Genomic DNA, 26,652 nt, shown 5'->3' with positions numbered 1-26,652 from the left:
GGGTACGACCTGCGTGTCTTCATCCGGCAGCCAGGGGTACGACGGCCGATAGTACGGTCCCTTCACCCGGCGCCGATTCCACCATGAGCGTGCCACCCAATTGCCGCAGCCGAGCGCGCATGGCGGGCAGGCCGTGACCGCGCTGCTCGCCGCTGACCGGAGCCGCCGGGTCGAAACCCGTTCCGTCATCGGCAATATCGAGGACCACCTGATCGCCCAGGTAAGTGACGGTGAGCGTCACCGTGCTCGCGGCAGCATGCTCGCGGGCATTGGCGAGCGCACCCTGGGCGATACGGAGCAGCGCCGCCTCCACCTGCCCGGGCAAGGCGGCAGGCTCGCCGTCCACCTGTACCCGCACTGTCAGCGCGGGCGGCGAATCCGAGGAAAGACCAGGGGCATTCAGGCCGATCGGCCCCTTCCGTTCAGCCGGGGCATTCACGGCGATCGTGCCCTCGCGTTCAGCTAGAGCGTGCAGGGCTGCCACCAGTGATCCGCCAGCGGCGAGATCGGCTGGGGCGAGGTCGTCGACGAAACGGCGTGCCTCGGTGAGGTTTTGCTCGGCGACGGCGGCGGCGGTGCGGATGTGGGTGCGGGCGCGGTCCGGATCGGTTTCCCAGATCCGGTCGGCGGCCTGCAACAACATGCGCTGACTGGACAAGCCCTGGGCGAGCGTGTCATGGATTTCCATGGCCAGCCGCTGCCGTTCGGCCAGCGTGCCTTCACGGCGCTCGGTGGCGGCCAACTCTCGCCGCGTGGCTCGCAGATCGGCGATCAACGCGGCCTGCTGCTCGGTGTGCCGCCGCATCCCGACGAACAACGCGGTACTGATCGCCGCCACCGCCGGCGGGGCCAGCAGCAGGTTCGGATCCGCCCACCCGGCCAGCTTCACCTGCGCGATCACGATCAACGCCGTCAACGCCGTCACCAGCACCAACGCGGCCCGCAGCGGCAGGATCCGCAACCCCGTGTACAGCAACGCCACCGCGCACCAAGCGAAACTCGGCGCCAGCAACACCAGCACCACCCACGTGCCCACCAGCAGCGCGAACCACAGAACCCGCCGCGACTCCCGCAACTCGCTCACCACATACAGCACCGCCAGCACCGCGGCCAACGCGAAAACCCAAGGCGCCCGCGGACTGTCGTGATGCTTCAGGAAATACCGCAGCACCGAAGCAGCCAGCAACACATAAAACGCGCAATGCACGATGGTCCCGAGCAACCGCGAATCGCCGCGCTCTCGCTCTTTCACTGTCACCCGGTCCACCTCCTCCACGACATCGATCTGCGCAAACACCCTAATTCTGCCGCCCGTTCGGCCCGCCCGTATCAACCGATCGGCTGACACCCGGGTCACCCACCCCGCGCGCCGCGACCACCCGGTGAGCCGATGGCAAACCGCCCGCTCCACACCAGGATCGATAGTGCACGGGTTGCCACACGGCACCCGATCCGGCGCGCCGGGCATCCGGAGCGCGCAACCATGTACAGGAGCGATCGCCATGACCGAAACCAAGCAGCCCAAGTCCACCCGCACCCGGCTCATCATCGGCGGCGCGGCCGCGGCCGTGGTCGCCGCCGGTGCGATCGGCGTGGTCTCGGTGAACGCCCAGAACCCCGATCCCGGCGCCCGCACGCCCGTCGTCGTCGATGCCGCCGACGCCAACCTGACCACCAGCACCCATCTCTCGATCGCGGCCGCCACCAAGGCCGCCCAGGCCGCCCTCGACGCCGCCGTCAAGGAAAACCAGCACGTCACCGTGGCCGTGGTCGACCGCAACGGCAATACCGTGGTCGTCCTGCGCGGCGACGGCGCGGGCCCCCAGTCCTACGACTCCGCCCAGCAGAAGGCCTTCACCGCCGTCTCCTGGAACGCCACCACCTCCACCCTCGCCAAGCGCCTCGACTCGGCCCCGCACCTGGCCGATATCCCCGGCACTCTCTTCCTCGCCGGCGGGGCTCCGGTCGACGCCAAGGGCGGCGCTCCGATCGCCGGCATCGGCGTGGCGGGCGCACCCAGCGGCGACCTGGACGAGAAGTTCGCCCAGGAAGGCGTAGCCGCCCTCGCCAACTGAGCCGAACTTCTCACTGGGTCAGGCGATAGACGGTCATGTTGCCGATCGTGGTTTCGGGATAGTTCGCCTTGACCCAGGCGGTGATCTTGGCCGACGTCGATTGATCCGGCTCGCGGCGTTGGGCGTTCGGGGCGGTGGGGTCGGCCTGCTGCCCTTCGATGTTCTCGGCCTGTTCGCCCTCCTGGCTCTGCTGGCGTTGGCGAACCAGGTAGTAGCCGATCTGATGGTCGGCTACGTATTGCTGGAACTGTTCGAGGGTCGGGAAATCGTCTCGACCACTGAAGCCGCCGACTGCGAGTAGCGGTGCGCCGGTTTGCAGTTCGAGGGTACTGACATCGGAAGCTCCGACTGCGACTGCGGCCCAGCGGGTTCCGGCGGTGGTGATCAGCTCGGCTATTTGCGGATCGAGTTGGTTGTTGCCTCGTGCGGGCCCGTGGCTGTTACGCGGCGGTCCGGCCACCGGGCTGCCGCCTGAGTGTGGTTGGGCGACGGTTTCCACCGCATACGCAGTCGGAGCGACAAGCATGGAAAGCAGTGCAGCTATCCCGATTACGCGAGTTGCGCGGTGAGAGCGGGCGGGCAGGAGCAGGAATGCAGCGACGACGATCGCTGCCGCCAGGACCGCCCAGCGGAAGGACGGCAGCCAGTCGGGGGTCCGGCGGAGCAGTACGAAAGCCCAGGCGCCGGTGACGACAACGGCCGCGGCCAACGTGCCCCGAACGGCCGGATGGGTTCGGCGCGACCACAATTGGTTCGCGCCCACACCTATGAGAGCGGCGATCGCGGGAGCCAGAGCGATCGAATAGTAGGAGTGGAAACTGCGGCTCATCGTGCTGAGCACCGCGGCGGTCACCAGCAGCCAGCCGCCCCAAAGAAGCAGGGCGGCGCGGACCCGGTCGGTGCGCGGAGCGTGGCGGGTCAGCCAGAGTCCGGCAATCAGAGCAATGAGGGCAGCGGGCAGCAGCCACGAGAATTCGGTCCCGAGTTCGCCGGTGAACAGGCGGGTGATCCCGGGCTCACTGCCGAATCCGGCCATGCCACGGGGAAATTGGCCGCCGGGCTGCGGGGTTGGGGTCGCGGCCGCGCCGGCGCCGCCGGAGGGGCGGTAGTTCGGCATGCCGCCGCGGTTGTTGCCGAAGATGCGGCCGAGGCCGTTGTAGTCGACGGCGAGTTCCCACAGGCTGTTGGTGGTGGAGCCGCCGATGTAGGGGCGGGAGCCGGCGGGCCACAGGGCTACCAGGGCGACGTACCAGCCGGAGGACACCACCACTGCGGCCGCGGCGGTCAGCAATTGCTTTATGCGCAAGCCGATTCCGCCCGCACCCGCCACCAGCACCACCAGGGCGAGGCCGGGCAGCACCAGGAACGCCTGCATCATCTTGGTGAGGAAGCCGAAGCCCATGAGCACGCCCGCCGCCACCAGCCAGCCGGTGCTCGCCGACCACCATTTCGCCGACTCGGCATCGACGGCGCGGACGGTGCAGTACGCGGCTGCGACGAGTAGCAGCATGAGCATGGCGTCGGGGTTGTCGTAGCGGAACATCAAGGCCGCCACCGGGGTTACGGCGAACGCGAAGCCCGCCAGCAGCCCGGCGGCGGGACCGGCCCAGCGGCGTACGCAGGCCGCCAGCAGTCCTACCGCGGCGACGCCCATGAGTGCTTCAGGCACCAGCATCGACCACGAGTTGAACCCGAAAACGCGGCCGGACAACCCCATCACCCACATGGCGACGGGCGGCTTGTCGACGGTGATGGCGTTCTGTGAGTCCAGGGACGCGAACAGCAGCGCCTTCCAACTCTGCGTCCCGGCCTGCACCGCCGCCGCGTAGTACTGGTTGGTCCAACCGGCCCCGCCGAGCCCCCACAGATAGAGCACGGCGGTACTCACCAGCAGCGCGAGCGTCCCAGGCCGCTCCCAGCGCGGACGATCCGGAGCCCCGCCGAACCATCTCGCCCAATGCGCGATCCCCTTCGCCCGCCCCGGCGCCACCGCACCCGTCACACCGGTCATCACCGTCATCCACAACCCTTCCGCTGACCCACTCCGCTCGACCAGCGGAGCCTAGGACCGCGGATTGCGATCTTCCTGCGCCTCGGCTGGGAGTTCCCTGGGAGCGCCCGTGCAGCGGGAACGGCTCGCAAGACCAGCGCACAATGACATCCACCCTGGGTGGAGTAACCGCCCGTGCGACCGAACAGGAAACGCCGCGACGAGCGTCGGCTCGTCGCGGCGATGAAATCCTTTGCAGGACAGGTCAGGCGGTGGCCAGGGTGAAGGCGGCGGTGCGGACCACGTCGCCGTGCTTGAAATCGAGGAAGAGGCGGTAGACGCCCGGACCGGGGACCACGGTGTGGAAGGCGATATCGGGGCCGGGAGCGGTAACGCCGTCGCCGGGCTCGCCGTTCGGGTGCACGTGAATGTAGGCGAGATCGCCGGCGCGCAGGATCACCAGGTGGCCGAAGGCGGCCAGGTAGGGCTGGAGGTCGGTGACGGGCGCGCCGTCCTTGCGCACGGTCAGGGTGATCATCCGGCCTTCACCCGCAACGAGATCCCCGTCCAGGGCGACCTCGTAACCGTCCACCACGGTGGTGCGTGCGGCCACGGGTACCGGCTGCGGGGCGTAGTCGCCGGGGATGGCGAAGTCCGCGCCGAGGGTGATGGTGCGGCCGAGCGCGGTCGGGGCGATATCGGTGAACGCGCGATAGGCGCCCGCCGCCGGAAGATTCAGCTTCACCTGCCAGGTGCCGTCGGCCGCGAGCTCCGGGTGAACATGCCAGAAACCGGTGAGTTCACGCTGCACGACGATGAGGTGCAGGCGGCGGTCGTGAATGTCGTCGTACGCGGTGACGGCCTCACCGTCCGGACCGAGAATCCGGAACCGAAAGTCGATTTCACCTGCGGCGGTGATGGTTTCAGCCAAGTCGAGGGTGTACCCGTCTTGGGTGACCTGCAACCCACCGGGCAGCCCGCCGCCGTGAGCGTCATGACCGGCATGGGCGTCGTGACCGGCGTGAGCGTCATGACCAGCGTGAGCGTCATGACCAGCGTGAGCGTCGTGACCAGCGTGAGCGTCATGACCGACGTGGCCGGCATGAGCGTCGTGCGCGGCAGGTGCAGCGTGTCCCGCATGGTCGGCCGCGGCAGGCGCAGCATGTCCGGCGTGCGCCGCGTGGTCCACATGTCCGGTGTGGTCGTCGTGCGTGACAGGTGCGGCGTGCCGACCGTGCGCCGCGTGGTCGGCCTGCGCCGCATTGTCGACGGCTACAGCAGCAGTTACGTGGCCGGCGTGATCACCATGCGCGGCGTGGGCCGCGTGGGCACCGTGGCCGGTGTGCGCGGTGTGGTCGCCGTGGGCGTCAGCCGGGGTGGCGGTGTGGGTGGTGTGCGCGTTGGTGGTCATTGCCCCAGCCTCTTTCGTGATCTACTTCGTTGTCCGACAGAGAGAAAGTTAATACCCCCTGGGGGTATCTGCAAGACCCGGGGCGGTGATCCACGTCACCCGGGTTCGGATCACGCTGACGGCAACCGTGGCCGCGACCAATCCGTTCGATGAACATCGAACCCATGGCGAGCGAGAGCGATTACCGGACAAGCCTGTTCGCGGTGGGCATCGAACTCGACGGGGACGGCTTCCACCCCGCCGACGTACTGCGAAAACGCGTGAATGCCGCGGAGAACGCGGGTTTCACCTTCGCGACCTTCGATGATTCCCTCGCACCGGAGCGGCCGGTGCCGGGCGGGCGCATCGATGCCGTCACCCGGGCCGCCTTCGTCGCGCCCCGCACCAGCACACTCGGTTTGGTGCCGGTGGTGGCGGCCACCTATGCCGAACCGTTCCACCTATCCTCGCAGCTGGCGACCCTGGATTACGCCTCGTGCGGCCGGGCGGGCTGGCTGGCCGCCAACGATCCGGCCACCGCGCGCGCCTGGGGTGCTACCGAACTGCGCACCGAAGCCGAAATCAGCAGGGAGCGCGTCGATTCCATCGAGGTCGCACGCCGGCTGTGGGATTCCTGGGAGGACGACGCGGTGGTGCGCGACTACGCCGCCGGGAAGTTCCTGAACCGCGACAAGCTGCACTACGCCGACTTCACGGGCACCACCTTCTCGGTGAAGGGCCCGGCCATCGTGCCCCGCCCGCCGCAGGGTCAGGTGGTCGTGTTCGCGTACGAGACAACGGGTTCCGACGGCGTCGATGTCGCACTGGTGAGCGGCGCGACCGTACCCGACGCCCTGGCGGCGGTCGACCAGGCCCGCACCTCCGGCGTCCCGCGCGTCCTGGTCGATCTCGAGATCGCCCTCGGCGCCGAGCCGAGCCGCACCTCCGGCACGAATTCCTCGGCCCGCCTGCACTTCTCGGGCTCCACCGCCGACCTCACCGTCCTGCTCACCGATCTGGCCGCCCGCGCCGACGGCGTCCGCCTGCACCCGGCCTCGATCGACGCAGACCTCCCAAAACTGTCCCGCCACGTGCTGCCCGCCCTGCTGCGCTCGGGCCACGCGCACCGCCCGGTCCCCGGTTCCACCTTGCGCGCGAACCTCGGCCTGCCCCGCCCCGTCAATCGTTTCGCCAAGGAGCTCAACCGATGACCGAGGTCCCGTTCCCCGACGCCCAGGTGCATTTCGGCGTCTTCTTCCAGGGCGTCAATCACCACACCATCTGGTCGGATCCGAGCAGCGGTTCGCAGATCGACTTCGAGACCTTCCGCCACGTCGCCACCACCGCCGAACGCGGGCTCTTCGACGCCTTCTTCCTGGGCGAGGGCCTGCGCCTGCGCGAACAGGACGGCCAGCTCCTGGATACCGATATCGCGGGCCGCCCGGACGCCATCACCCAATTGGCGGCGCTGGCGAGCATCACCTCCCGGATCGGTTTGGTGGCCACCCAGAACACCACCTACAACGAGCCCGCCGACCTGGCCCGCCGATTGGCCTCCCTGGACGTGCTGTCCGGCGGCCGCGCCGGCTGGAATGCCGTCACCACCGACAATGCCTGGACCGGCGAGAATTTCCGGCGCGGCGGGTTCCTGGATCACGCCCTGCGTTATGAGCGCGCCGCCGAATTCCTCAGCGCGGCACGAGAACTCTGGGACGCCTGGGACGACACCGCACCTCGCACCGTGGAGCGCGACACCGCGCACTTCCGCTTCGCCGCCGCCCCCACCGTCCCGCGCAGCGCCCAGGGCCATCCGGTGATCTTCCAGGCGGGCGTCTCCCCCGCCGGCCGGGATTTCGCGGCCGCGCACGCCGAAGTCATCTTCTCCCCCTTCGGCACCCATTTCGAACCCGCCCGCGAATTCGCCACCGATATCCGCGCCCGCCTGGTCGCCGCCGGCCGCCCCGCCGACGACATCCGCATCCTGCCGGGCACCCAGATCGTGCTGGCGGAAAGCGAATCCGAGGTGGCGGAGAAGAAGCGCTGGGTGCTCGAGCATCAGATCACCGGCGCGACCGCGCTGTCGCTGGCCGGGCAGGTGTGGGGCAAGGACCTCTCGCACCTGGACCCGGACGGCCCGCTGCCGGCGGAAGACCCTGAGCAGAGCACGATTTCGGGCACTCGCGGCGCCCAGCGCGACGGCCAGGATCGCACCGCCATCGTGGCGCAGTGGCGGGAGCTGGCCGAGACCAAGGGACTCTCGTTGCGCCAGGTCGCCATCGAGACCACCGCCCGGTTCGGTTTCGCGGGCACCCCGGGTCAGGTCGCCGATGAACTCACCCGCTGGGTCCGGCACGGCGCGAGCGACGGGTTCAATATCACCCCGTATCTGGTGCCGACCGGTTTGGACGAAATCGTGGATTGGCTGATTCCCGAACTCCAGGAACGCGGTTCTTACCGCACCAGCTACACCGGCGCGACCCTGCGCGAACACCTGGACCTACGCCCACCCCTCACCCGCCGCTGAGCTCGGGGAGCTCACCGGTGGCGTATCGGGCGTAGGTCTGCACCGGCGTCACGGTGATGACGTCCGCGACCGCGACCAGTTCGGCGGGCACCATGCCGTGCTCGAAATGCTCGACGCTGGGCACGATCACGGCTTCCAGGGCCAGCCGCGAGACCAGCATGCGCAGCCGGTGCAGCGGGCGATCGGTGCACGGACCGAACACCACCGTCTTGCGCAGGTCGTAGCCGAGCCGCTGTGCGACGCCGCGGATCTGCGCCTCGTCCCATTCCTGCCGAGCCCCGGATACGTCACTCCGCAACCATCCGATGGCATTCGGTTCCGTTGTCATGGCTATCCCTCGAGGAGGTCTACGGCCGAAGTCGGTCGCCGACTTCAACGTTCATCCATGCCGCGCGATCGATCGACGGCGTGCGGTGGGGAAATTAGTGGGCAATCGAGGGTCATGGCGGCGCGGCAAATCCGTGGAAAGCCTATTCTCGGGATAGGTCCAGCACGAGGAGCCGCATGCCGTGACCGGTCGCAATGAGCTGCTCCTGGCAGCTCGGCTGCACATGGAGTCACCCGGATCGCCCGGCCGATCGATGACGCGCCGGGAATTGGCGGACGCCGTCAACGACCATGTCCTGCGCGCCACCGGCAAGCGCGGGGCGGTCGACGAACGGCATGTCGGCAAGTGGGAGCGAGGCGAAACGACATGGCCCAGAAGGCATTACCGGGCCGCACTGCGCGCGGTGCTGAACGTGACCACCGATGCCGATCTCGGCTTCGGCACCGGGCAGCCGGCGGCGGATGACGCGAGCGTGAACCGCAAGCAATTCCTCTCCAGCGCACTCGTGGTGACCACGGGCGCGGTGCTGGCCAATACCGCGCCCACCGAGACCGAACTGATCGACACCCTGGCGGGGCCGACCGCCAACTATCGGCGGATGGAGTCCTCGGTGCCGTCGGATCGGCTGGCGCCGGTGGTGGACGCGCACCTGAATCTGGTGTCGGGGGTGGTGCGCGACCGGCTGCGGACTTCGGGCGGGTTCCGGGTTTTGTCCGAAATCGCCGGGCTGGCAGCGTGGCTGGCGGCCGATCGCGGGGACGACGCGGCGGCGCGGCGGCGGTACGTGGAGGCCATCCGGCATGCGGAGCGGACGCATCATCCGCTGCTGGTGTCGTATATGACCGCCAGCCTGGGGCATTACGCGGTGGAGATGGGTGACGGGCGGGCCGGGCTGGTGCTGTTGCGCACGGCGGCGGGGCAATTGGGGCGCGGCGCGCCCGACAGTGCGATGGCGTGGCTGACCTCGCTGCTGGCCATCGCCCATGCCGCCACCGGGGAACGGCAGCACGCCCTGACGGCATTGCGGCGGGCCGAGCGGCTGGTGGAGCGGCAGCGCGGAGAACCGCAGTGGCCGTGGGTGTTCGCGTTCGACGCCCCTAAAGCGGCGCGGTATCAAGCCAGCGCCTTGACCCGGCTCGGCGACAATCGGGCGGCGCACGCGGCGTTCCAGCTGGCCGACAGTGCTCTGACCGCCGAGAAACCGCGGGCGCTGGCCAAGGTGGAGCACGCGCAGGCGCTGGCGCGCAGCGGCGATATCGAGGCCGGATGTGCGCTGGCGGCCGAGGCGCTGCTGGTCGGACTGACCTATCACAGCGAGCGGATCACCCGCACCGCCAGGGCATTCCGGGCCGGGCTGCCCGCGCGTACCGTCGAGGCCAGGGCGCTGGACGAAGCCCTCGCCACGCTGTACGGACGAGATGAGCAATGACGCGCATCGCCATCACCGGGCATCGCGGCCTGCCCGCGCCGACACTGGCGCTGGTCGAGACCGCGCTGCGGGACGCGGTGGCCGGGCGGAGCGACGACCTGGTGGGCGTGAGTTGCCTTGCCGACGGGCCGGATTCGCTGTTCGCGGACGCGGTGCTGGACGCGGGCGGGCGGCTCGAAGTGGTGATTCCGGCGCACGAGTACCGCGAGAGCCTGCCGGTCGAACACCATTGCACCTACGATCGGCTGCTCGCGGCGGCGAGTTCGGTTACCCGGCTGGACTTTCGGGAATCAGCGCCGGAGGCGCACCAGGCCGCGAGCTTGCGCATGCTCGACGACGCGGACGAACTGCTCGCGGTCTGGGACGGCGAACCGGCGCGCGGATTCGGCGGCACAGCCGATGCGGTGGCGGCGGCGATCCGGCGCGGCATACCCGTCGCCCGCATCTGGCCGCTTGGCGCGCAGCGAGATTGAGCCTCCCGGCAGCTCCTTCGTCATCCCGGAAAGTTTCGCGCGGCGACTTCAGCGGCGGGCGGGAGTGCGGCTGCCGGGTTGGAAGGCGGCCGCGCCGGGGCCGAAGAAGGCGATGAGCAGGAGGCCGACACCGAAGGCCGATGCCGCCTGGCCGCCATTGCGGTACGCGTTCCACCAATGGTCGGGGTGGTCGGCCGCGTGCACGAAAATGTAGGCGTAGGCCATCATTCCCGCGCCGAACAGGCCCGCGGCGAAGGTGTACGTGCCCAGGATCAGCAGTACGCCGACCACCAGTTCGAACAGTCCGGCCCACCACCACGGCCATTCACCGGGGGTCGCCTGGGGTGCGGTATTCGGCCACCCGGCCAGCGCGGACGTGCCCGAGAATACGAAGTTCACGCCGAGCACCAGCCGCGCCAGCAGCAGTACGTACGGCCGGAGTTCCTGCGCGTGACCATCATTGCCCGCCATGGGCTACCTCCCAGCGTCGCGGTTTCCACCTAGCTTTGCGCATACAGACCTAACGAATCGCGATTGTCGCAATCCTGTCGCAAACCACGGGTGAGGACGCGGTAACGTGCGAGTAGGTGTGAGCCATCCCCCACCGCCTTGACCTCAACTTCGGTTGAGGAACCAGGATGAGGGAACCCGCGGCCCCGCCCAGCCACGTACACCCCCACGGGCGGGGTCGCGGGATTTCCTCCCCGACAGCAGGAGGACCCAGCATGACGAGTGCGCCCATCATCGTCGCCATCGACGAATCCGCCGGATCCGCGGTGGGCTGGGCGGCGCGGACCGCCGCACTGCATCACGCACCCCTGCACCTGCTGCGCGTGCTCGAGATGACCGCCGCCGAGGGCCTCGGCCTGGGCTCGGTCCTCACCGAAGACGATTACGAACGCCTGGAGGAACACGGCCGCTGGCTGCTGGAGGCCGCCGCGCTCGAAGCCGCCACCGCCTCCGCCGAGATCGCCATCACCACCGAACTCACCCCCGGCATGGTGGCCCCCACCCTGATGGATCGCTCGGAGAAGGCCCGCATGCTGGTCACCGGCGCGCGCCCCGCCGGCACCCTGCGCCGCGCCCTGCTCGGCTCGGTCAGCTCCGCCCTGGCCCGCCGCGCCCACTGCCCCGTGACCGTGATTCGCGACGGCGTCGTGTTCCCGCCCGATACGCGCACCCGTCCCGTTCTGGTCGGCGTGGACGGGACCGCCGTCAGCGAACCCGCGCTGGCCGCCGCCATGGACGAGGCCGCCGCCAGGGGTGTCGATCTCATCGCCCTGCACGCTCACGACAACAGCGCGGAGGATCCCGGCACCGACGACTACGTCCTGGCCGAAAGCCTCGCGGGCTGGCAGGAGCGCTACCCGGAGGTCCGCATCCAGCGCGAGGTGGCGAACGACCGGCCCGAACGCTCGCTGCTCGAATGGTCCACCGGCGCACAGCTGCTCGTGGTCGGCACGCGGGGTCGCGGCGGATTCACCAGCAGGGTCTTCGGTTCCACCAGCCAATCGCTGTTGTTGTCGGTGGAGTGCCCGATCATGGTGGTGGGCGGGGAGTAGGCGGTCAGTGCGCGGCGGTGAGCGTGAACTCGGCGAGCACCGCCGCGGCCGCCGCGCTGCCCTGGATGCCGGGAAAGGCATTGATATCCACGATCAATGGCCGCCCCTCGACCTCGAGCAGGTCCACGCCGAAGATGCGCAGGCCGAAGACTTCGCCGGTGCGCAGTGCCAGCTCGCTCCACGGATGGACGCCGGCGAGCGGCAGGTCCGGAACCTTCGGTCCCGCGGCGAGTTCGGAACGGCGGCGGGCGGCGAACACCTGGTCGGCGACCACCCACAGTTTGTGATCCCAGCCGTCGCCGGGCGCGAAATCCTGTAGTACGACGGGTTCTTCGGGCCAGGCGGCGGTGAGGGTGCGCAGGTCGGCGGGGTCGTCGAGGCGGGCGACCAGGTCGTCGCGGCGGCTGTGCCTGCTCTTCACCACCAGCGGGCGCTCGATGGTGGTGAGTTCGCGCAGGGCGGGTAGGGCGGTGGTGGCCGGGAACGGGAGACCCGATGCTGCGGCCAAGTGCGCCATGCTGATTCGGTCCTGGCAGAACTCGGTGGCGGCGGCCGAGTTGAGGACGGGGATGCCGCGCCGTTCCAGGTCGCGCGCCAGCGAGATCGCCTGCGGGGTACGGGCTTTCAGCAGGTAGACGTCGGCGGGGTCGGCGGGGATAGCGGACGCGTCCGGAGCCAGATGTTCGACTCGATGCCCGCCGCCGCGCCAGATCTCCGTCGCGGCGGCCAGCAGCGCATGCGCCGGATCACCGGTCAGCAGGCTGATTCTCACAGCGCCCGGCTCGCCAGCTGTTCGGCCGCCGGCCATTCCGAACCGGTCCCGGCCAATTCGACGATCGCCTGCGCGACCGTGGCGACGGCATCGGGCACCTGCCGGAAACTCGGAAAGTCGTTGACGTCCACCACGACCGGGCCGTCGGGGCCGATCACGATATCGACGCCGAACAGGTCCAGTCCGAAGACCTCGCCCACCCGGGCGGCGATCTTGCGCACTTCCCGGTTCAGCCGCACCGGACGGTCGGCGGAGCCGGCGCCGGCCAGCGGCGAGGTGCGTTCGGTGCCGAACAATTGCCCGCGCACGCTGTAAACCTTCAGATCCACACCGGAATTCGGCACATAGGGCTGCGCGATGTGGACGCTGTCCGCCGCTCCCTCGTCGATCAGCACGTCCAAATGCTCGGGCCGCCTGATCAATCGCACCCCGCGTCCCGAACTGCCGTCGGCGGGCTTCACGACCAGCGGATACCGCGATCCGGGCACTCGCGCCAGGTCACGCAGCCGCGCCGCCGCCCAGGTGGCCGGGACCGGCAGCCCGCTGTCGGCGGCGATCATGGCCGCCTGCACCTTGTCCCGTACGCCCCGAATGGATCTCGCGTCGTTCACGGTGGTCAGCCCGGCCGCCGCGGCCGCCTCCAGCAGGCCCAGCCCGGGGCCGCCGGACACCGTCTTGAGCACCCAGGCGTCGTGCCGTCCGCGCCGTACCAGGCTGTTGAGGTCCAGCAGTTCCGCGCCCGGCCGCACCACATCCACCCGATGCCCCCAGCCGATGAGCTGACGCGCCACGTCCAACGGCATTCCATCGTGGCGATACTGCTCCTCGACCAGGAAGCAGAATCTCATCCGCGCGGCCATCACAACTCCCCGTCCCCGCCGGGTAGTTCACCCCCTGCGGCCCAACACTTTTGCCGATAGATCTGCCAAGATCATCCGTTCTACACCCGAAAGCGCAACACCGCGCGGGCTGGCGAACCCGGGGCGGCCGGAAAATCGAGTGATTTCTGTCGGACCCGCCAGGAATACTTGCGGCAACCCGATGAGTTGAGCGAACCGAACCCGTCTGTCCTTGTGTGGCCTTCCGGCGGCGGAGTCGGTGACTCGCCGTTGGCCACCCGACGCCCGACCCCACACCTGTACCGGAGGTTTCCGAATGCCCGCCGATCTATCCGTGCACGCACCAGGGCGAACGCCTACGGTAATCCGATTATTGGTGCTCGCGACGTTCGTGGTGATCCTGAACGAGACCATCATGATCAATGCGATCCCGCGGCTCATCACGGATCTGAAGGTCACCGAGAGCGCCGCGCAATGGGTTTCCACCGCGTTCATGCTCACCATGGCGGCGGTCATCCCGGTCACCGGCTGGTTCCTGCAGCGGGTCACCACGCGGCGCGCGTACGCCATCGCCATGGGCGTGTTCATCGCCGGTACCGCGCTGTCGGCGGTCGCGCCGTCCTTCGCGGTGCTGCTGATCGGGCGCGTGGTGCAGGCCGGCGGCACCGCGGTCATGATGCCGCTGCTGATGACCACGCTGATGACGGTGGTGCCGGAGTCCGATCGCGGCAAGGTGATGGGCAATGTGACGCTGGCCATTTCGGTGGCGCCGGCCATGGGTCCGGTGATTTCCGGGCTGGTGCTCCAGGTCGGTTCCTGGCGCTGGCTGTTCGTGCTGGTGCTGCCGATCGCGGCCGCGGTGACCTGGCTTGGGCTGCGCAAGCTGGAAGATATCGGTGAACCCCAGACCGGTTCGATCGACTGGCTCAGTGTGGCGTTCGCGGCGTTCGGTTTCGGCGGGCTGGTCTACGGGCTGAGCAAGTTCGAATCCGGTGGCGCGGTGGTGCCCGCCCTGCTGGTCGCGGGTGGCGCGGTGCTGATCGCGGTGTTCGCGGCCCGGCAGATCCGGTTGCAGCGCAACGGTTCTCCGCTGCTGGACCTGCGCATCCTGCTCTCCGGTACCTACACCAAGGCGCTGGTGCTGATGTCGGTGGCGTTCCTGGCCATGCTCGGCTCGATGATCCTGCTGCCGCTGTACCTGCAGATCCTGCGCCATCTGACCCCGCTGCAGACCGGCCTGCTGATCATGCCCGGCGGTCTGGCCATGGGTCTGCTCGGACCCACCGTCGGCAAGGTCTTCGACCGTTTCGGCGGCCGGGTGCTGGTGATTCCCGGTTCCATCGGCATCACCCTCGCCCTGGCCGGTTTCACCCAGATCTCGCTGTCCATGCCGTACTGGCAGCTGCTGGCCCTGCACATCCTGCTGATGGTCTCCCTGGCCGCCGCCTTCACCCCCGTCTTCACCCTCGGCCTGGGCGCCCTGCCACCGCACCTGTACTCCCACGGCAGCTCCATGCTCGGCACCCTCCAGCAGGTGGCCGCCGCCTTCGGCACCGCCCTGGTGGTAACCGTGATGTCCACCCGCCGTACCCAATTGATCGAATCCGGAACGGACGAGGTACAAGCCCACCTCGACGGCATGAAACTGGCCTTCGCCGTCTCCGCCGCCCTCTCCATCCTGGTGATCGTCATGGCGGTCCTGCTCCCCAACCGCTCCTCCGGCGACCCCCACGGCACCCCCGTCCCCGACGAAGAGGAACTCCGCACCCCAGAACTGGTCAAGGACTGACCACCCCCTGAGTACCCGAGGCGGATCCGCACCAGCGGATCCGCCTCGCTCGCTATTCGGCCCCGCTCGTCAATCGAGATCGACTCGCACCGTCATCAAGTCTGTGCCCACCGCCCGCACCGCCGTACTGTTGGCCCGCGGCAGCGTACGCAAACGTGCCACCGGATCATCGTCGAGGACCAAATGAGCGGTCCCGATATACCAGCGGCCGCGAATCCGCAGGCGGACCTTGTTGTCGGCCTTGATATTCCGGATGTATTGGGAGCGGTCGCCGAATTCGGAAACAAACCAGAACGAGGTGCCGGTGCGACGGCCGCCAATGGGGGTGATGCGGGGTCTGCCGGTGGTGCGGCCGGTGGTTTCCAGGAGCGTTTGGATGGGGAGGCGGGAGAGGATCGGATTGCCTATGCGGCGTTGGAGAGTGGTTACGACGGCATGCTGGAGATCGCGGCGGCTCACCATGGTTCGACGCTACGGGGGGTCCCCGGGAAATGCGAACGGAGTCGCCCTGATCGAGATGGGGCGACTCCGGACGGGGGTCAGTGGGTGGCGCGAGTGGTGGCGCGGGAATCGTGCCAGTGGCCGAGGTCGAAGAAGAGGGTGGTCCAGGTGTCCCACAGCTTCGGCCATTCCTGCTTCGGGCCCTTGCACTTCCAGACGGCGACCATGCGGTCGATGCCGGGGATGCCCATCGGATCGTCGAGTTCCACCACGCGCTGCACCTCGGTGAGGCGGGACTTCAGGTCGGCTTCGGCGGTGTTCAGGCCGACGAAGACGATCGTGGTGGTGGAATCCGGCGGCGGGCCGAAGAATCCGAAACCGCGGCTCGGGCTGTAAGTGGCGGGCAGGTCGTATTTGCCGCCCCACTGCTCGACGGCGCCGCCCTGCCAATAGCCCTGGGTGACGATGGCGGAATGCGCCTGTTCCTCGGGCGTCAGCGTGTCGTACCCGGTGTCGACGGCGGCGACCATGCGGTCCCAATTGGTGGTGCCCCAGAACGCCGACCGGATGCCGAGGTCGATGGGGGTCACGGTCTGGCCGCGCCAGCTGGGCGGCAGCGGCAGCAGCGTAAGGGTGCCGATGAAGGTCACGACGGTGATCGCGATGAGCGGAATCGTCGCCAGGTTCATCCAGCGCTTGCGATCGAACTGCCAGAAAGCAACCGCGCCGAGCGCGAACATGGCCGGGAAGAAGCCGGTCGGATAGTAGGGGCGGCCGTGCGTGATGACCACGAAGACGGTCATGAGCACCAGCGCGATCGCGATGAAACGATACGGGCGCAACGACTTCTGCTTGAAGACGCCCCAGAAACCGAACGCGATCAACGGCACGCCGAGGAAACCGGCGAAGCCCAGCCACTGCGGGAAGAATCCCGGCGGACCGTACCCGGTGGCGTCCTGCTCCGCGCCGATGATGGTGCCCATGGCCAGCTGCGGCCAGTTGTGCTGCGACTGCCAGTACAGAATCGGCACCAGGGACAGAGCGAGGATGCCGGTGGCCACCCACAGCGCGGGCCGCCGCAGGATCTCACGCGGACCGCACAGGATGACCGCGACCCCGAGGCACGCCCACACCAGCGGGATCATCCACTTGACCTGCATATCCAGCGCGGCGACCAGGCCCGCGATGACGATCAGCCGATCCTGGCGGGTGCGCACCCAGCGGATCAGCAGCCAGGTGATGACCGCGGTGAGGGTGGCGTCGAAGGAGAAAGTGCTCAACGCGCACTGGGTGACCAGCAGGTAGGACGTGGCGTAGGTGAACGCGGCCAGCAGCTGCACCTTGCGGTTCGCCCGGAGTTCGTAGGCGATGAGCGCCGAGACCACGACCGCGCCCACGCTCATGAGCACGGCCGGAACCCGCAGTGCCGTCACCGATCCCGGCGCCAGCACGTCCGCGAGATGCGCGAAGAACGCCACCACGACGCCCTGATCGGCATAGGTGTAGTCGAGCCGCCGTCCGGCGGAAAGGAAATAGAGTTCGTCGCCGAAGAACTCGTACCGGCCGGCCGTCGCCGTCAGCACGATCACCGAGATCACGGACATGAGCGCGACGCCGCGGAATGCGAACGGCGGATGGGCATTAGGAATGGCTTTCGGTTCGGTCTGAACCGAGACGACCGCTGTCATTAACTGTCCCCGATAACTTTCCGACAGACACGCGACGCCCCACTCCTGGTGGCGGCGTCGCATCTGTTCGCTGGCGAACTGATTCCTCCCCGGCAGCGAACTGGATGAGCATGCGCTCGTGGTCTGCTCGGATTTTGCAATTTTGCGAAACGTTAATGCCTCGCAAGGGCGTTCGCAAACGCGACGGACGGCGATAGCCATCCGCTTTCAATACAAAACCCTAGGTCAGAGCGATGACACTGACACAGCGTGCCAAAACGACCGATTCAATGACCGATTCGGTGCGCGATATAGGAACGGATCAGCACAGAGCGATAGCCCATCCAACCCAATAGAATTCGGGGCTTGCCGACAACCCGATCGCAAAATGTGGCGTAGCTCGCATCAACTAATACCACCAGTCCCCCACCTTGTCCGGAGATGCCTTCTCGCACTCCGAATTCCGATGCTGTTTGCCGTCTGTTCGCCTACCGATACGATGACCGATCCGTCGTGCGCCCGGCCCGTGATATGCGTGTGTTCGCCAGAAAAGATCCATGCAATACCAGCCAGTAAGGAACACATACCAGATGGAAATCCTCGGAGTCCTCTTCTCGCTCTTCGGAAAAGGCATCGGAGTGCTGAGCTCCGGATCCGACTACATGGCCAATCGCCGCTGACACCCGGGTCGCCCGTATCGGCCGGCGCAGTGCTCCCGGGGGTAGCACTGCGCCCCGGCGCCACCGGTGGTGCCGGTGACATCCGGGGCGCGGCAGGAAGGGATCAGCCGAGGTCCGGGTGGCCGACCCACTCGGTGATCGTCCAGCCCTTCTTCGGGTTGCCCTTGAGGATGACGTGGCCGCCGTTGCGCATCGGATCGCTGCCCAGCTTGCTCTTGTCGGCATTGTCGGCGTTCATCATGGCCCAGAACATGATGGTGCCGCCGTGCGAGAAGATCACCGGGTTGGAGCAGCCACGACGCTGCACGTCGAGCAGCGCCTGATCGACGCGACCGTCGAATTCATTGCCGTCGATGGAGCCCGGAATACGCGCGCTCAGATCGCCGGAAAGCCATTTGATCGGCGCCTGCAGGTACCCGGACATCGCCTCGGCTTCCGGGGTGCCCTCGTACTGGCCCGCCTCGATCTCCCGGAATCCGGGCTGCACCTCGAGGCTCAGGTTCTTCTTCGCCACGGTCGGCGCCGCGGTCTGCGAGGTACGCACCATATTCGAGGCGAACGCGCAGTCGTACTTCTTGTCGGCCAGCTGGGTGGCCAGCTTGTCCGCCTGCGCCTTGCCGCGAGCGGTCAGGTCGGGCCCGGGCACCTTGGTGTCGATCAGACCGGAGGTGTTGCCGGTGGACTCGGCATGGCGCACCAGGGTGATGACCATGTCGCCGCTGCTGAGGGAGCTGCTGCCGGAGTTGCCCCCCGAGCTGCCGAAGTCGATGTCGGCGGCCGCGACGCCGGTGGTGGTGGTTGCGACCGCGGTCGCCAGCACAGCGATGGACAGGCGAATGGATCGGATTCGCATAGGTGGGAATGCCTTTCATCAGGGGAACGCCAATTCAGGTATGCCAACACCGGAATTGGAGTGTCGCCCATCACAAAAGCAGCTATTTTCCCGAATCGGCCGTGGGGTCCCGTTCATCGGGATCAGCGGCAATGTGCCCCCGGGGTGGCACGTACAGCATCTACAACAAATCGGAACCGCCGTGAGCTGCGTATTTCCGCCGATATGCCGATTGTTCGGCGGGTTCATCGCCGGTCGTTGTAGCTGCTGGCTCCAGCTGCCCCTTGAGAGAATCAGCGACTTCACGATCTCCGGCGCACCCGGTGGCTGGGCGGGCCGGAGATCGTTTTCGGTCAGATGTGCGCGGCTGACACCTGATTCGGCTGTCCATCGCGCGCTGCCGATTTCGGGATCAGGGCGGTAGCGATCAAGCCGAGCAGGACGAATCCTGCTGCGAGATAGCCACCCAGCTCGATACCGTCGGTCATCGCGGTACGGCCCGCCGCCGCGATCGGCTCGGTCTGCGGTTGGGCCGCATACCCTTCGATTGCCGCGCCCGCGCTGTTGGTGATCGCGTGCGCGTGCTGTTCAGCTTGGACGGTAGGTATGCCGTCCGCAGTGAGATGGCCGGTGACCTGCGATCCGAGCGTGGTGAAGAAGACCGTGGTCAGGACCGCGATCCCAAGCGCGGAGCCGAGTTGGCGGAACGTGCTCTGGATGCCGGATGCCTGGCCGTTGTCGCTGTCCGGGATATCGGCCAGCACCACATTGGTGACCTGAGCGGTCGCGAAGCCGACACCGATGCCGTACAGGCACAGGATCAGCGCCAGCGACCACCATGAGCTGTCCGGTGCGGCGAACAGTGCCAGCGCACCCAGGCCGATGACCTCGAACGCCAGGCCGAGGCGAACCAGGTTGACCGGCGAGACATTCTTGTCGGCCAGGCCGAAGCTGGCTCCGCTGGCGATGAAGCTTCCGATGGCGATCGGCACCAGCGCCAGACCCGCCTGCACCGCGCTGTAGCCGAGGGTGAACTGTAGCCACAGCGGCAGCACCGCGACGATGCCGAACTCGCCGAGTCCAATGATCAGTGTGGCGATATTGCCGTTGCGGAACGACGCCAGCTGGAACAGGCTCAGATCCATCAGCGCCTTATCGGCGTCGCCGGCCCGGCGCAGGGCCGCCTGCCGCCCGAGGAATCCGGCGAGCGCGACCACGCTCAGAACGAGCGCGACCAGCACCGGCGACGGGCCGCTGTCCCAGGTAAAGCCACCGATCTCCAGCGTGTGATTGGTGGTGATCCAGCCGTAGACACGGCCCTCGACCAAACCGAAGGCCAGCAGGCCCAGGCCTAGCACCGACAACACCGAACCGAGGACGTCGAGCCGTCCCGGCATCCGGGGCGAACGCTCGATGCACGCCATCACACCGATCACGATCACCACGGCGAGCGGGACATTGATGCCGAAAGCCCAGCGCCACGACACATGCTCGGCGAGCCAGCCGCCCAGCAGCGGGCCCAGCGCGGCGGCCGCACCGATCGTGGAACCCCAGACGGCGAACGCCTGACCACGGGCTTTACCGGTGAATGTGACATTGAGCAGCGCCAACGAGGTCGGCAGGATCATCGCCGCACCCGAGCCCTGCAGGAACCGCGCGACGACCAGCAGTCCACCACCGGGTGCGAGCCCCGCCAGGATGCTGGTCACGCCGAAGACAACCACACCGGCCACGAATACCCGTCTCGCGCCGATGATGTCGGCGACGCGGCCGACCACCAGCAGCAGCGCCGCGAAAACGATCGCGTAGGACTCCTGAATCCATTGCGCCTCAGTGGAACCCGTGTTCAGGTCCTCGATGATCGACGGGATGATCACGTTCACGATCGTGGTGTCGACCACGATCAGCGCGACACCGAGGGCGATGGCGAGCAAGCCGAGCCAGTGCAGCAGTGGCGTCTTCACCGCCGCCTGCGGCTCGCCGGTTCCCGTGTCATCCATTGAAACACCTACTTCCATGATGGAATTATTCCATGGCGAAAGTACGCAACCTCGGAGTAGGTTGTCAACGGTGTCACCGGTGTCGCACCGGTGCGAGAAAGGTGGACAGGGCAGATGAACCACCCGGTCGCGCGGGCTCAGCAGGATCAGCTGACCGAGGGTCTGCGCGCCTACGGCGCGAACTATCGGGAATTCAGCCGACGGTTCGCGGCGTGGCTGGGTCTGCACTCCACCGATGCCGAAGCGCTCATCGAGATCCTCAGCGCCGAAGAACGTGGCGCGGCTTTGTCGCCCGCCCGCCTGAGCGAACGCATCTCGTTGTCCCAGCCCGCCACGACGGCGCTGTTGAACCGGCTCGAGCAGGCCGGCCATGTGATGCGCACGCGCGAGCACAACGACCGGCGCGTCATCACCTTGCGCGGCAGTTCGGAAGTGCACGAGCTTGCCGACGAGTTCTTCCGCCCGCTCGGCGAGCAGGTCGCCGCCGTCATGGCCCGGCACTCCCCCGAGCAGCTCCGGCAGTTCGAGAACTTCCTGATCGAACTTACGAGCGCGATGAACAGTCGTCTCGCCCAGCCGCTTCCGCCCTCACCGTTACGAGATGCTCAGGGCGGATGAGGATTACGGACTCGACATGCGGGTGATCCAGGCGATCAGGTCGGCCTCCACCTCGTCGCGGTTGATCTCGTTGAGGATCTCGTGCCTAGCGCCCGGGTAGACACGGTAGGTGATATCGGTCAGCCCGGCCTCGCGATATCGGTCGATCAGCAGATCACTCAACCGCAGATTGTCGTTGAGCGGATCCCGATCACCCACCATCACGTAGACAGGTAGATCGGTGGGAACGGTTGTCGGCTTCGAAAGCCGTTCGGCGGCAACCATTGCCAAGAGCGTCATATTCGCCGGGTCGAGATCGAACCCGCACCACGGATGCGCCACATACGCGTCGACCTGCGCCTCGTCACGGCTGAGCCAGTCCGCGGTCGTGCGTGTGGGCTGGAATCGAGCATTGAACAGCCCCAGCAGATCTCCCTCGGCCTCGGCGATCATGGCGAACAGCTGGTCGACTGCGGTGGTACCGCACAGCACGACATCGTCGACGAGGCCCGAGTGTTCGAGAATGTACTGCTGGACCGCGAAGGATCCGAGGCTGTGACCGAACAGGACAACGGGAATCCCGGTGTGCTTGGCCCTCAACAGCCCCGTAAGTGTCACAAGGTCCTCGACCAGTAGGTTCCACCCGTTCTCGCCGAGGTCGCCGGGCGTGCCCGCGATGCTGTGGCCGTGCCCGCGATGGTCCGGGGCGTAGACGGCGTATCCGGCGTCGGCGAGTCGCTCGGCGAGATGACTGTAGCGAGCGGCGTATTCGCCCATCCCGTGCGCGATCTGCACGATCCCGACCGGCTCCCGGTCGGCCGGCAGCCATTCCCGGACATGGATGACAGTGCCGTCGCTGCTGGTGAAGGTGGACATGGGAGATGCTCCTGCGACTTCGAGGGATGAAATATGAAGAGTGGCAGCGTGTTTCATGGCCGAGTGATGGCGCGTTTGAGGATCTTGCCGCTGGGGCCGGTGGGCAGTTCGTCGAGCAGCCACACGTGGCGGGGGTATTTATAGGCAGCGACGCGTTCGCGCACGAAGCGCTGCAATTCCTCCCCGGTGGTATTCGCTTCCGCGCTCAAGACGATCGCGGCGACGATCTCCTCCCCCAGATGATCGTCGGCGATGCCGAAGACGGCGGCCTGCACGACATCGGGGTGTTCGTAGAGCAGCTCCTCGATTTCGCGTGGGTAGATGTTGTACCCGCCGCGAATGATCATGTCCTTCTTGCGGTCGACGATGTAGTAGTAGCCGTCGTCGTCGCGCCGGGCGAGGTCGCCGGTGCGGAACCAGCCGTCGGGAATCGCGGCCTCGGTCGCCTCGGGCCGATTCCAGTAGCCGGACATGACATTCGGGCCGCGGACCGCGATCTCGCCGACCCCGTCGATCACATCGACCAACTCGACCTCGACGTCACGGATCGGCACACCGATCGAGCCGGGTTTGCGCGGCCGCCCGGCGTGATTGAACGTGACCACGGGGCTGGTCTCCGACAGACCGTAGCCCTCCAGGATTTCGCAGCCGAAGGTCTTCTCGAAGGCGGTGAGCAGTTCCACCGGCAGCGACGCACCACCGGATACACAGCGCCGCAACGACGTGACATCCGCTGTCGCCGCACCCGCGTCGTGCAGCAGCGCGGAGTACATGGTCGGCACACCCGCGAAGACAGTGACCCGGTCGCGGGCGATCGCCTCGAATACCGTGGCCGGATCGAAGCGCGGAACCAGTGTCAGCGCGGCCCCGCAATAGATCGCGGCATTGAGTGCGCAGGTCTGCCCAAAGGTGTGGAACAACGGCAGACAGCCCAGGATCACATCATCGTGGTGGAGCTCCTGCACGGTCGAGGCGTACACCTCGGCGTTGTGCGCGAGCCCGGCGAGCGTCAACGCCGCACCCTTGGGTTGGCCGGTGGTCCCCGAGGTGTAGAGGATCACCGCCACCTGATCCAGCTCCACCTCTGGACTGTCATGGCGTGGCGCGTGCCTCGCCAGCAGGGCGGCAAACGACGTCGGATCGATCGTCCGGACCATGGTCCCGCTCGCCGCCGCCCCTTGCGGACCCTCCCCTGGACCGCCCCTCCAATCGAACAGCACTCGTGCACCGCAATCGGTCAGGTAGTAGGCGACCTCGCGGGCCTTCAGCAACGGATTCATCGGCACCACAACGCATCCCGCGCGCAGGATCCCGTAGTAGAGAACCACGAACTCCGGCACGTTGGGCATCATCAGAGCCACCCGGCCCCCTGGAGTCACACCCTCGGCACGCAGCATCGAGGCGACCCGCGCGGTCCGCTCCTCGAGCTGCGCGTAAGTCAGGACCGTATCGCCCGATCGCACCGCGATCCGGTCCGGGACGCGCAGGGCCGACTGCAGCAGATTCACGGTCAAGGAGCGCATCGTCAACTTTCCGGTAGTGCCGAAAACATCGCCGAAATCGTCGCATCGATGTGATCGCACTCCCATGGATGCAGGGACAACATCACCGGTCCGCCAACTGTTCGCCGCAACAACCACGAACCGGTAACCTGCGGAAATGCCCCGTACAACGCCGCCGGAAGCAATCGTCGAAGTAGCCGGGCTCCTCCTGGAGACCATCGACGACCTCGGACTGCGGCTGGCCCGGCGCTTCCTCGCCGAACTCGACACCTACCGCAACGAGGCGCAGGTGCCCTTCGACACCATTCGCACCTCCTGCACGCGCAATCTCACTCTGATGCTGCGACACTTCACCACCACCGCACCGGTGGACCCGGAACCGCCCAAGGAGACCGGGCGACTACGTGCACAGCAGGGTGTGCCCTTGGCCGAAACCTTGCACGCCTTCCGCATCGGATTCGAATTCCTGTGGTCCGAACTGGTTTCCGCCTCACGACGCCACCCCGAGGTCACCGATGCAATGCTCGTCGCCCTCGCCGCGGAGGTCTGGGCACTATCGGGTGAATACGCGGTCGCGGTCGCGGCCGCCTACCGAGAAACCACCACCGAACTGGTACTGCAACGCGAACATGAACGCTCCGTACTGGTCGAGGCCCTGTTCACAGGCGTGATCGCCGACCCGACCACCCTCGGCGAAGCAACCCGAATCCTCGGCCTGCCCCCGACCGGCCGCTACGTCGTCGTCGCGGCGGAAGTGCCTGCCACCGGCCGTGAGGCCCTACCCGGCATCGAAATAGCATTACGCGCAGCACAAATCACCTCCGCCTGGCGATTGCTGCCCGACCAGCAGATCGGCGTACTCGCTCTGCCTGAATCCCGAGAACCATCGGCACTGAAGGCATTACGTGCCCATCGCACCCGCGTGGGTATCAGCCCGCCCTACGACGCCCTGCCCGAAACACCGCAGGCGCTGCACTTCGCCCGGCTCGCCCTCACCGGGCTACGCGACCGCCCCCGCGGCGTGGCCCGCTTCGACGACGACCCTCTCGCCATGCTGATCGCGGCAGCACCGGTCGAAGCCGAACGGATGACCCGAGTTTCGCTCGGCTCACTTCTGGCCCTGCCCTATGAAGAACGCGAACGGCTACTGCAAACCCTCCGCACCTGGTACGCCGAGAACGGCTCCGCCGCCGACACCGGCCGCAAACTCTTCCTACACCCCAACTCCGTCCGCTACCGCCTGCGCCGCATCGAGGAAATCACCGGCCGTTCCCTCACCGACCCCCGAGCCGTCCTCGAACTCGGCGCCGCCCTGCGTGCGTTGCACCGCCCGAATCCCAGGCGGAGTACGGCGGATCGCGATCGCCCCCTCGGAGGCTGACACCAAACTGTGATCCTGTCGAATGTCGAAAAACACCCCTCGCCAAGCAACTTGCACAGGGGGTGCTGTCGGTTGTGCCCCCGGTCGGGCTCGAACCGACACTTGGCGGATTTTAAGTCCGCTGCCTCTGCCAATTGGGCTACGGGGGCGTCTGGGCCAGACTACCGAGCCGTACGGTCGTGCTGGAATCACCCTCGGGGGTGATTTTGCGGGCCCGGGGGTCCGGGCCCGCGCGGGTCAGCGGGTGGCGCGGGGCGCGCCGGGGCCGGGGTCGATGCGGGTGGGGCCGGCGGCGGTGGGGGCGAGGGGGAAATCGAAGATGGCGGTGGGAAGGTAGACGGTGGCGCAGGAGTTGGGGATGTCGACGACGCCGGAGAAGCGGCCTTCGATGGGGGCGGCGCCGAGCAGCAGGTAGGCCTGTTCGCGGGAGTAGCCGAAGGTGGTGAGGTAGTCGATGGCGTGCAGGCAGGCGCGTTCGAAGGCGAGCTGGGAGTCCAGGTAGCGCTGTTCGCCGTCGAGGGTCACCGACGTGCCGGAGAAGGCGAGGTATTCGGAGTAGACGGGGCCTTCGTTGCCGGGGAGGAAGACGGCGTTCTCGGTGACGTTGTAGAGCTGCATCCCGTTCTTGATGATGTCCACGCGCAAATCGATGAAACCGCCCATTTCGATTGCGCCGCAGAAGGTTATCTCACCATCGCCTTGCGAGAAGTGCAGGTCGCCGACGGAGAGATTGGCGCCGGGGACGAAGACCGGATAGAAGACGCGGCTGCCGCGGGTGAGGTTCTTGATGTCCTGATTGCCGCCGTTCTCGCGCGGTGGGGCGGTGCGGGCGGCCTCGGCGGCGACCCGGTCGTAGTCCGCGCCGGCCAGCGTGCCCAGGATGGCGTCGCGGGGTTCGGGCGGAAGCGCCAGCGGCGGAACACGTTCGGGGTCGGTGGCGATGAGCGCGGCCTCGCGGGTGTTCCAGGTGGACAGCAGGCCCGGCGAGGGCGCGGTGCCCATCAGCCCGGGATGCATGATGCCGGTGAACTTCACGTGCGGAATGTGCCGGGACGTGGTGGTGTGGCCGCTGAAATCCCAGATCGCCTTGTAGGCGTCGGGGAAGTGCTCGGTGAGGAAGCCGCCGCCGTTGTCGGTCGGGAAGATGCCGGTGTACCCCCAGCCCTGCCCGGCCAGCGGACCCGAATCCTCCTGCGGGATGGGCCCGATGTCGAGAATGTCGACGATGAGCAGATCGCCCGGCTCCGCGCCCTGCACCGCGAACGGGCCGGACAGGCAGTGCACGGTGGTCAGCGGCGCGTCGCGGACGTCCTCGGCGGAGTCGTCGTTGCGAATGGCCCCGTCGAACCACTCCCGCACGTGCACCCGGAATTCGGTGCCCGGCGCGAGCGTCGCGACCGGCGGGATGTCGGGATGCCAGCGATTGTGGCCGACGAGCTTCTGATCGGTGAACCGCTTGGTGGAATCCAGCGGGAAGATCAATTCAGGCATGGGTTCTCCAGTTC

At 67.5% G+C, this 26,652-nt stretch carries 24 protein-coding genes and 1 tRNA gene; 10 read left to right on the top strand and 15 right to left on the bottom strand.

Annotated features, from left to right (window positions below; genetic code table 11):
• Window positions 1–19 precede the first annotated feature (19 nt).
• Entirely contained in the window at window positions 20–1,258 is a 1,239-nt protein-coding gene (locus tag NY1_RS10050) for a sensor histidine kinase (RefSeq protein WP_067710742.1), read from the bottom strand.
• A 244-nt stretch (window positions 1,259–1,502) separates the two neighbouring features.
• Between NY1_RS10050 and NY1_RS10045 the strand changes: the two genes are divergently transcribed.
• On the top strand, window positions 1,503–2,075 hold the full coding sequence (locus tag NY1_RS10045; protein ID WP_067710621.1) for a GlcG/HbpS family heme-binding protein: 573 nt from the start codon (window positions 1,503–1,505) through the stop codon (window positions 2,073–2,075).
• A 10-nt stretch (window positions 2,076–2,085) separates the two neighbouring features.
• On the opposite strand, the gene NY1_RS10040 is transcribed toward NY1_RS10045, so the two are convergent.
• Together NY1_RS10040 and NY1_RS10035 are read right to left on the bottom strand one after the other, a co-directional pair.
• Window positions 2,086–4,095 carry an ArnT family glycosyltransferase gene (locus NY1_RS10040; protein WP_067710620.1) on the bottom strand — a complete coding sequence of 670 codons (2,010 nt, stop codon included), beginning with the start codon at window positions 4,093–4,095 and terminating at the stop codon, window positions 2,086–2,088.
• Between the two features lie 235 nt (window positions 4,096–4,330).
• Window positions 4,331–4,996: a DUF8832 domain-containing protein gene (locus NY1_RS10035; protein ID WP_233434270.1), complete on the bottom strand. Its 666-nt coding sequence runs from the start codon at window positions 4,994–4,996 to the stop codon at window positions 4,331–4,333.
• A gap of 18 nt (window positions 4,997–5,014) precedes the next feature.
• Between NY1_RS10035 and NY1_RS44475 the strand changes: the two genes are divergently transcribed.
• From NY1_RS44475 to NY1_RS10025, 3 genes are read left to right on the top strand one after another with little or no spacing between them, the layout of a single operon-like run.
• Entirely contained in the window at window positions 5,015–5,629 is a 615-nt protein-coding gene (locus tag NY1_RS44475) for a hypothetical protein (protein ID WP_233434269.1), read from the top strand.
• Window positions 5,630–5,640: 11 nt separating this feature from the next.
• On the top strand, window positions 5,641–6,666 hold the full coding sequence (locus tag NY1_RS10030; protein WP_067710740.1) for an LLM class flavin-dependent oxidoreductase: 1,026 nt from the start codon (window positions 5,641–5,643) through the stop codon (window positions 6,664–6,666).
• Window positions 6,663–7,979, top strand: a complete 1,317-nt coding sequence (locus NY1_RS10025) for an NtaA/DmoA family FMN-dependent monooxygenase (protein ID WP_067710619.1) — start codon at window positions 6,663–6,665, stop codon at window positions 7,977–7,979. The genes NY1_RS10030 and NY1_RS10025 overlap by 4 nt, the downstream gene beginning before the upstream one ends.
• Here NY1_RS10025 and NY1_RS10020 read toward each other — a convergent pair.
• Window positions 7,966–8,307, bottom strand: a complete 342-nt coding sequence (locus NY1_RS10020; RefSeq protein ID WP_067710618.1) for a hypothetical protein — start codon at window positions 8,305–8,307, stop codon at window positions 7,966–7,968. The genes NY1_RS10025 and NY1_RS10020 overlap by 14 nt on opposite strands.
• Before the next feature lie 181 nt (window positions 8,308–8,488).
• On the opposite strand from NY1_RS10020, the gene NY1_RS10015 reads away from it, so the two are divergent.
• Entirely contained in the window at window positions 8,489–9,736 is a 1,248-nt protein-coding gene (locus tag NY1_RS10015; protein ID WP_218028340.1) for an NsdA family TPR-like regulatory protein, read from the top strand.
• Window positions 9,733–10,209, top strand: coding sequence for a hypothetical protein (locus tag NY1_RS10010; RefSeq protein ID WP_067710616.1), 477 nt, complete (start codon window positions 9,733–9,735; stop codon window positions 10,207–10,209). Before NY1_RS10015 ends, NY1_RS10010 begins: the two co-directional genes overlap by 4 nt.
• A gap of 48 nt (window positions 10,210–10,257) precedes the next feature.
• Here NY1_RS10010 and NY1_RS10005 read toward each other — a convergent pair whose 3' ends face one another.
• Complete coding sequence (locus NY1_RS10005) at window positions 10,258–10,680, bottom strand: DoxX family protein (protein ID WP_067710615.1); 423 nt, start codon at window positions 10,678–10,680, stop codon at window positions 10,258–10,260.
• A gap of 254 nt (window positions 10,681–10,934) precedes the next feature.
• Here NY1_RS10005 and NY1_RS10000 point away from each other — a divergent pair, with 254 nt between their 5' ends.
• Complete coding sequence (locus NY1_RS10000; RefSeq protein ID WP_067710614.1) at window positions 10,935–11,771, top strand: universal stress protein; 837 nt, start codon at window positions 10,935–10,937, stop codon at window positions 11,769–11,771.
• A 4-nt stretch (window positions 11,772–11,775) separates the two neighbouring features.
• Here the strand turns inward: NY1_RS10000 and NY1_RS09995 are convergent, their stop codons facing one another.
• Together NY1_RS09995 and NY1_RS09990 are read right to left on the bottom strand one after the other, a co-directional pair.
• A complete protein-coding gene (locus NY1_RS09995; protein WP_067710738.1) occupies window positions 11,776–12,543 on the bottom strand; it encodes an ATP-grasp domain-containing protein in 768 nt (255 codons plus the stop codon).
• On the bottom strand, window positions 12,540–13,403 hold the full coding sequence (locus NY1_RS09990) for an ATP-grasp domain-containing protein (protein ID WP_218028339.1): 864 nt from the start codon (window positions 13,401–13,403) through the stop codon (window positions 12,540–12,542). The genes NY1_RS09995 and NY1_RS09990 overlap by 4 nt, the downstream gene beginning before the upstream one ends.
• A 295-nt stretch (window positions 13,404–13,698) precedes the next feature.
• Between NY1_RS09990 and NY1_RS09985 the strand changes: the two genes are divergently transcribed.
• Window positions 13,699–15,171 (top strand): MDR family MFS transporter, encoded by a 1,473-nt coding sequence (locus tag NY1_RS09985; protein ID WP_067710613.1) that lies wholly within the window; start codon window positions 13,699–13,701, stop codon window positions 15,169–15,171.
• 69 nt (window positions 15,172–15,240) lie between these two features.
• On the opposite strand, the gene NY1_RS09980 is transcribed toward NY1_RS09985, so the two are convergent.
• The 4 genes from NY1_RS09980 to NY1_RS09965 form a co-directional block, all read right to left on the bottom strand.
• Window positions 15,241–15,633, bottom strand: a complete 393-nt coding sequence (locus NY1_RS09980) for a nitroreductase/quinone reductase family protein (protein ID WP_067710612.1) — start codon at window positions 15,631–15,633, stop codon at window positions 15,241–15,243.
• Between the two features lie 77 nt (window positions 15,634–15,710).
• Window positions 15,711–17,300, bottom strand: coding sequence for an ArnT family glycosyltransferase (locus NY1_RS09975; protein ID WP_067710611.1), 1,590 nt, complete (start codon window positions 17,298–17,300; stop codon window positions 15,711–15,713).
• A gap of 762 nt (window positions 17,301–18,062) precedes the next feature.
• Window positions 18,063–18,812: a histidine phosphatase family protein gene (locus tag NY1_RS09970; RefSeq protein ID WP_067710610.1), complete on the bottom strand. Its 750-nt coding sequence runs from the start codon at window positions 18,810–18,812 to the stop codon at window positions 18,063–18,065.
• Between the two features lie 332 nt (window positions 18,813–19,144).
• Window positions 19,145–20,791, bottom strand: a complete 1,647-nt coding sequence (locus NY1_RS09965; RefSeq protein WP_067710609.1) for an MFS transporter — start codon at window positions 20,789–20,791, stop codon at window positions 19,145–19,147.
• A 114-nt stretch (window positions 20,792–20,905) separates the two neighbouring features.
• On the opposite strand from NY1_RS09965, the gene NY1_RS09960 reads away from it, so the two are divergent.
• On the top strand, window positions 20,906–21,409 hold the full coding sequence (locus NY1_RS09960; protein ID WP_067710608.1) for a MarR family winged helix-turn-helix transcriptional regulator: 504 nt from the start codon (window positions 20,906–20,908) through the stop codon (window positions 21,407–21,409).
• 3 nt (window positions 21,410–21,412) lie between these two features.
• Here the strand turns inward: NY1_RS09960 and NY1_RS09955 are convergent, their stop codons facing one another.
• Together NY1_RS09955 and NY1_RS09950 are read right to left on the bottom strand one after the other, a co-directional pair.
• Window positions 21,413–22,264 (bottom strand): alpha/beta hydrolase, encoded by an 852-nt coding sequence (locus NY1_RS09955; RefSeq protein WP_067710607.1) that lies wholly within the window; start codon window positions 22,262–22,264, stop codon window positions 21,413–21,415.
• Between the two features lie 53 nt (window positions 22,265–22,317).
• A complete protein-coding gene (locus tag NY1_RS09950) occupies window positions 22,318–23,787 on the bottom strand; it encodes a long-chain-fatty-acid--CoA ligase (protein WP_067710737.1) in 1,470 nt (489 codons plus the stop codon).
• Window positions 23,788–23,923: 136 nt separating this feature from the next.
• Between NY1_RS09950 and NY1_RS09945 the strand changes: the two genes are divergently transcribed.
• Window positions 23,924–25,147, top strand: a complete 1,224-nt coding sequence (locus NY1_RS09945) for a PucR family transcriptional regulator (RefSeq protein ID WP_084534820.1) — start codon at window positions 23,924–23,926, stop codon at window positions 25,145–25,147.
• Window positions 25,148–25,222: 75 nt separating this feature from the next.
• Here the strand turns inward: NY1_RS09945 and NY1_RS09940 are convergent.
• Window positions 25,223–25,296: transfer RNA gene (locus tag NY1_RS09940), tRNA-Leu, on the bottom strand.
• Between the two features lie 88 nt (window positions 25,297–25,384).
• Window positions 25,385–26,638, bottom strand: a complete 1,254-nt coding sequence (gene fmdA, locus NY1_RS09935; protein ID WP_067710606.1) for a formamidase — start codon at window positions 26,636–26,638, stop codon at window positions 25,385–25,387.
• Window positions 26,639–26,652: the final 14 nt, after the last annotated feature.

The sequence above is a fragment of the Nocardia yamanashiensis NBRC 100130 genome, from assembly GCF_001613325.1.
In the GTDB taxonomy this organism is placed as follows: Bacteria; Actinomycetota; Actinomycetes; order Mycobacteriales; family Mycobacteriaceae; genus Nocardia; species Nocardia yamanashiensis.
The sequence above is the reverse complement of the archived record's forward strand: the minus strand, read 5'-3'. Positions and strand labels throughout refer to the sequence as shown.

Bases quoted from the DNA above. Each gene is read 5' to 3' on its own strand.
- NY1_RS10020 (WP_067710618.1), bottom strand. From the start codon at position 8,307: ATGACAACGGAACCGAATGCCATCGGATGGTTGCGGAGTGACGTATCC.
- NY1_RS09975 (WP_067710611.1), bottom strand. From the start codon at position 17,300: ATGACAGCGGTCGTCTCGGTTCAGACCGAACCGAAAGCCATTCCTAAT.
- NY1_RS10000 (WP_067710614.1), top strand. From the start codon at position 10,935: ATGACGAGTGCGCCCATCATCGTCGCCATCGACGAATCCGCCGGATCC.
- NY1_RS09965 (WP_067710609.1), bottom strand. From the start codon at position 20,791: ATGGATGACACGGGAACCGGCGAGCCGCAGGCGGCGGTGAAGACGCCA.
- NY1_RS09955 (WP_067710607.1), bottom strand. From the start codon at position 22,264: ATGTCCACCTTCACCAGCAGCGACGGCACTGTCATCCATGTCCGGGAA.
- NY1_RS09985 (WP_067710613.1), top strand. From the start codon at position 13,699: ATGCCCGCCGATCTATCCGTGCACGCACCAGGGCGAACGCCTACGGTA.
- NY1_RS09980 (WP_067710612.1), bottom strand. From the start codon at position 15,633: ATGGTGAGCCGCCGCGATCTCCAGCATGCCGTCGTAACCACTCTCCAA.
- NY1_RS10025 (WP_067710619.1), top strand. From the start codon at position 6,663: ATGACCGAGGTCCCGTTCCCCGACGCCCAGGTGCATTTCGGCGTCTTC.
- NY1_RS09970 (WP_067710610.1), bottom strand. From the start codon at position 18,812: ATGCGAATCCGATCCATTCGCCTGTCCATCGCTGTGCTGGCGACCGCG.
- fmdA (WP_067710606.1), bottom strand. From the start codon at position 26,638: ATGCCTGAATTGATCTTCCCGCTGGATTCCACCAAGCGGTTCACCGAT.
- NY1_RS10030 (WP_067710740.1), top strand. From the start codon at position 5,641: ATGGCGAGCGAGAGCGATTACCGGACAAGCCTGTTCGCGGTGGGCATC.
- NY1_RS09950 (WP_067710737.1), bottom strand. From the start codon at position 23,787: ATGCGCTCCTTGACCGTGAATCTGCTGCAGTCGGCCCTGCGCGTCCCG.
- NY1_RS10005 (WP_067710615.1), bottom strand. From the start codon at position 10,680: ATGGCGGGCAATGATGGTCACGCGCAGGAACTCCGGCCGTACGTACTG.
- NY1_RS10040 (WP_067710620.1), bottom strand. From the start codon at position 4,095: ATGACGGTGATGACCGGTGTGACGGGTGCGGTGGCGCCGGGGCGGGCG.
- NY1_RS10010 (WP_067710616.1), top strand. From the start codon at position 9,733: ATGACGCGCATCGCCATCACCGGGCATCGCGGCCTGCCCGCGCCGACA.
- NY1_RS09990 (WP_218028339.1), bottom strand. From the start codon at position 13,403: ATGGCCGCGCGGATGAGATTCTGCTTCCTGGTCGAGGAGCAGTATCGC.
- NY1_RS09945 (WP_084534820.1), top strand. From the start codon at position 23,924: ATGCCCCGTACAACGCCGCCGGAAGCAATCGTCGAAGTAGCCGGGCTC.
- NY1_RS09960 (WP_067710608.1), top strand. From the start codon at position 20,906: ATGAACCACCCGGTCGCGCGGGCTCAGCAGGATCAGCTGACCGAGGGT.
- NY1_RS10045 (WP_067710621.1), top strand. From the start codon at position 1,503: ATGACCGAAACCAAGCAGCCCAAGTCCACCCGCACCCGGCTCATCATC.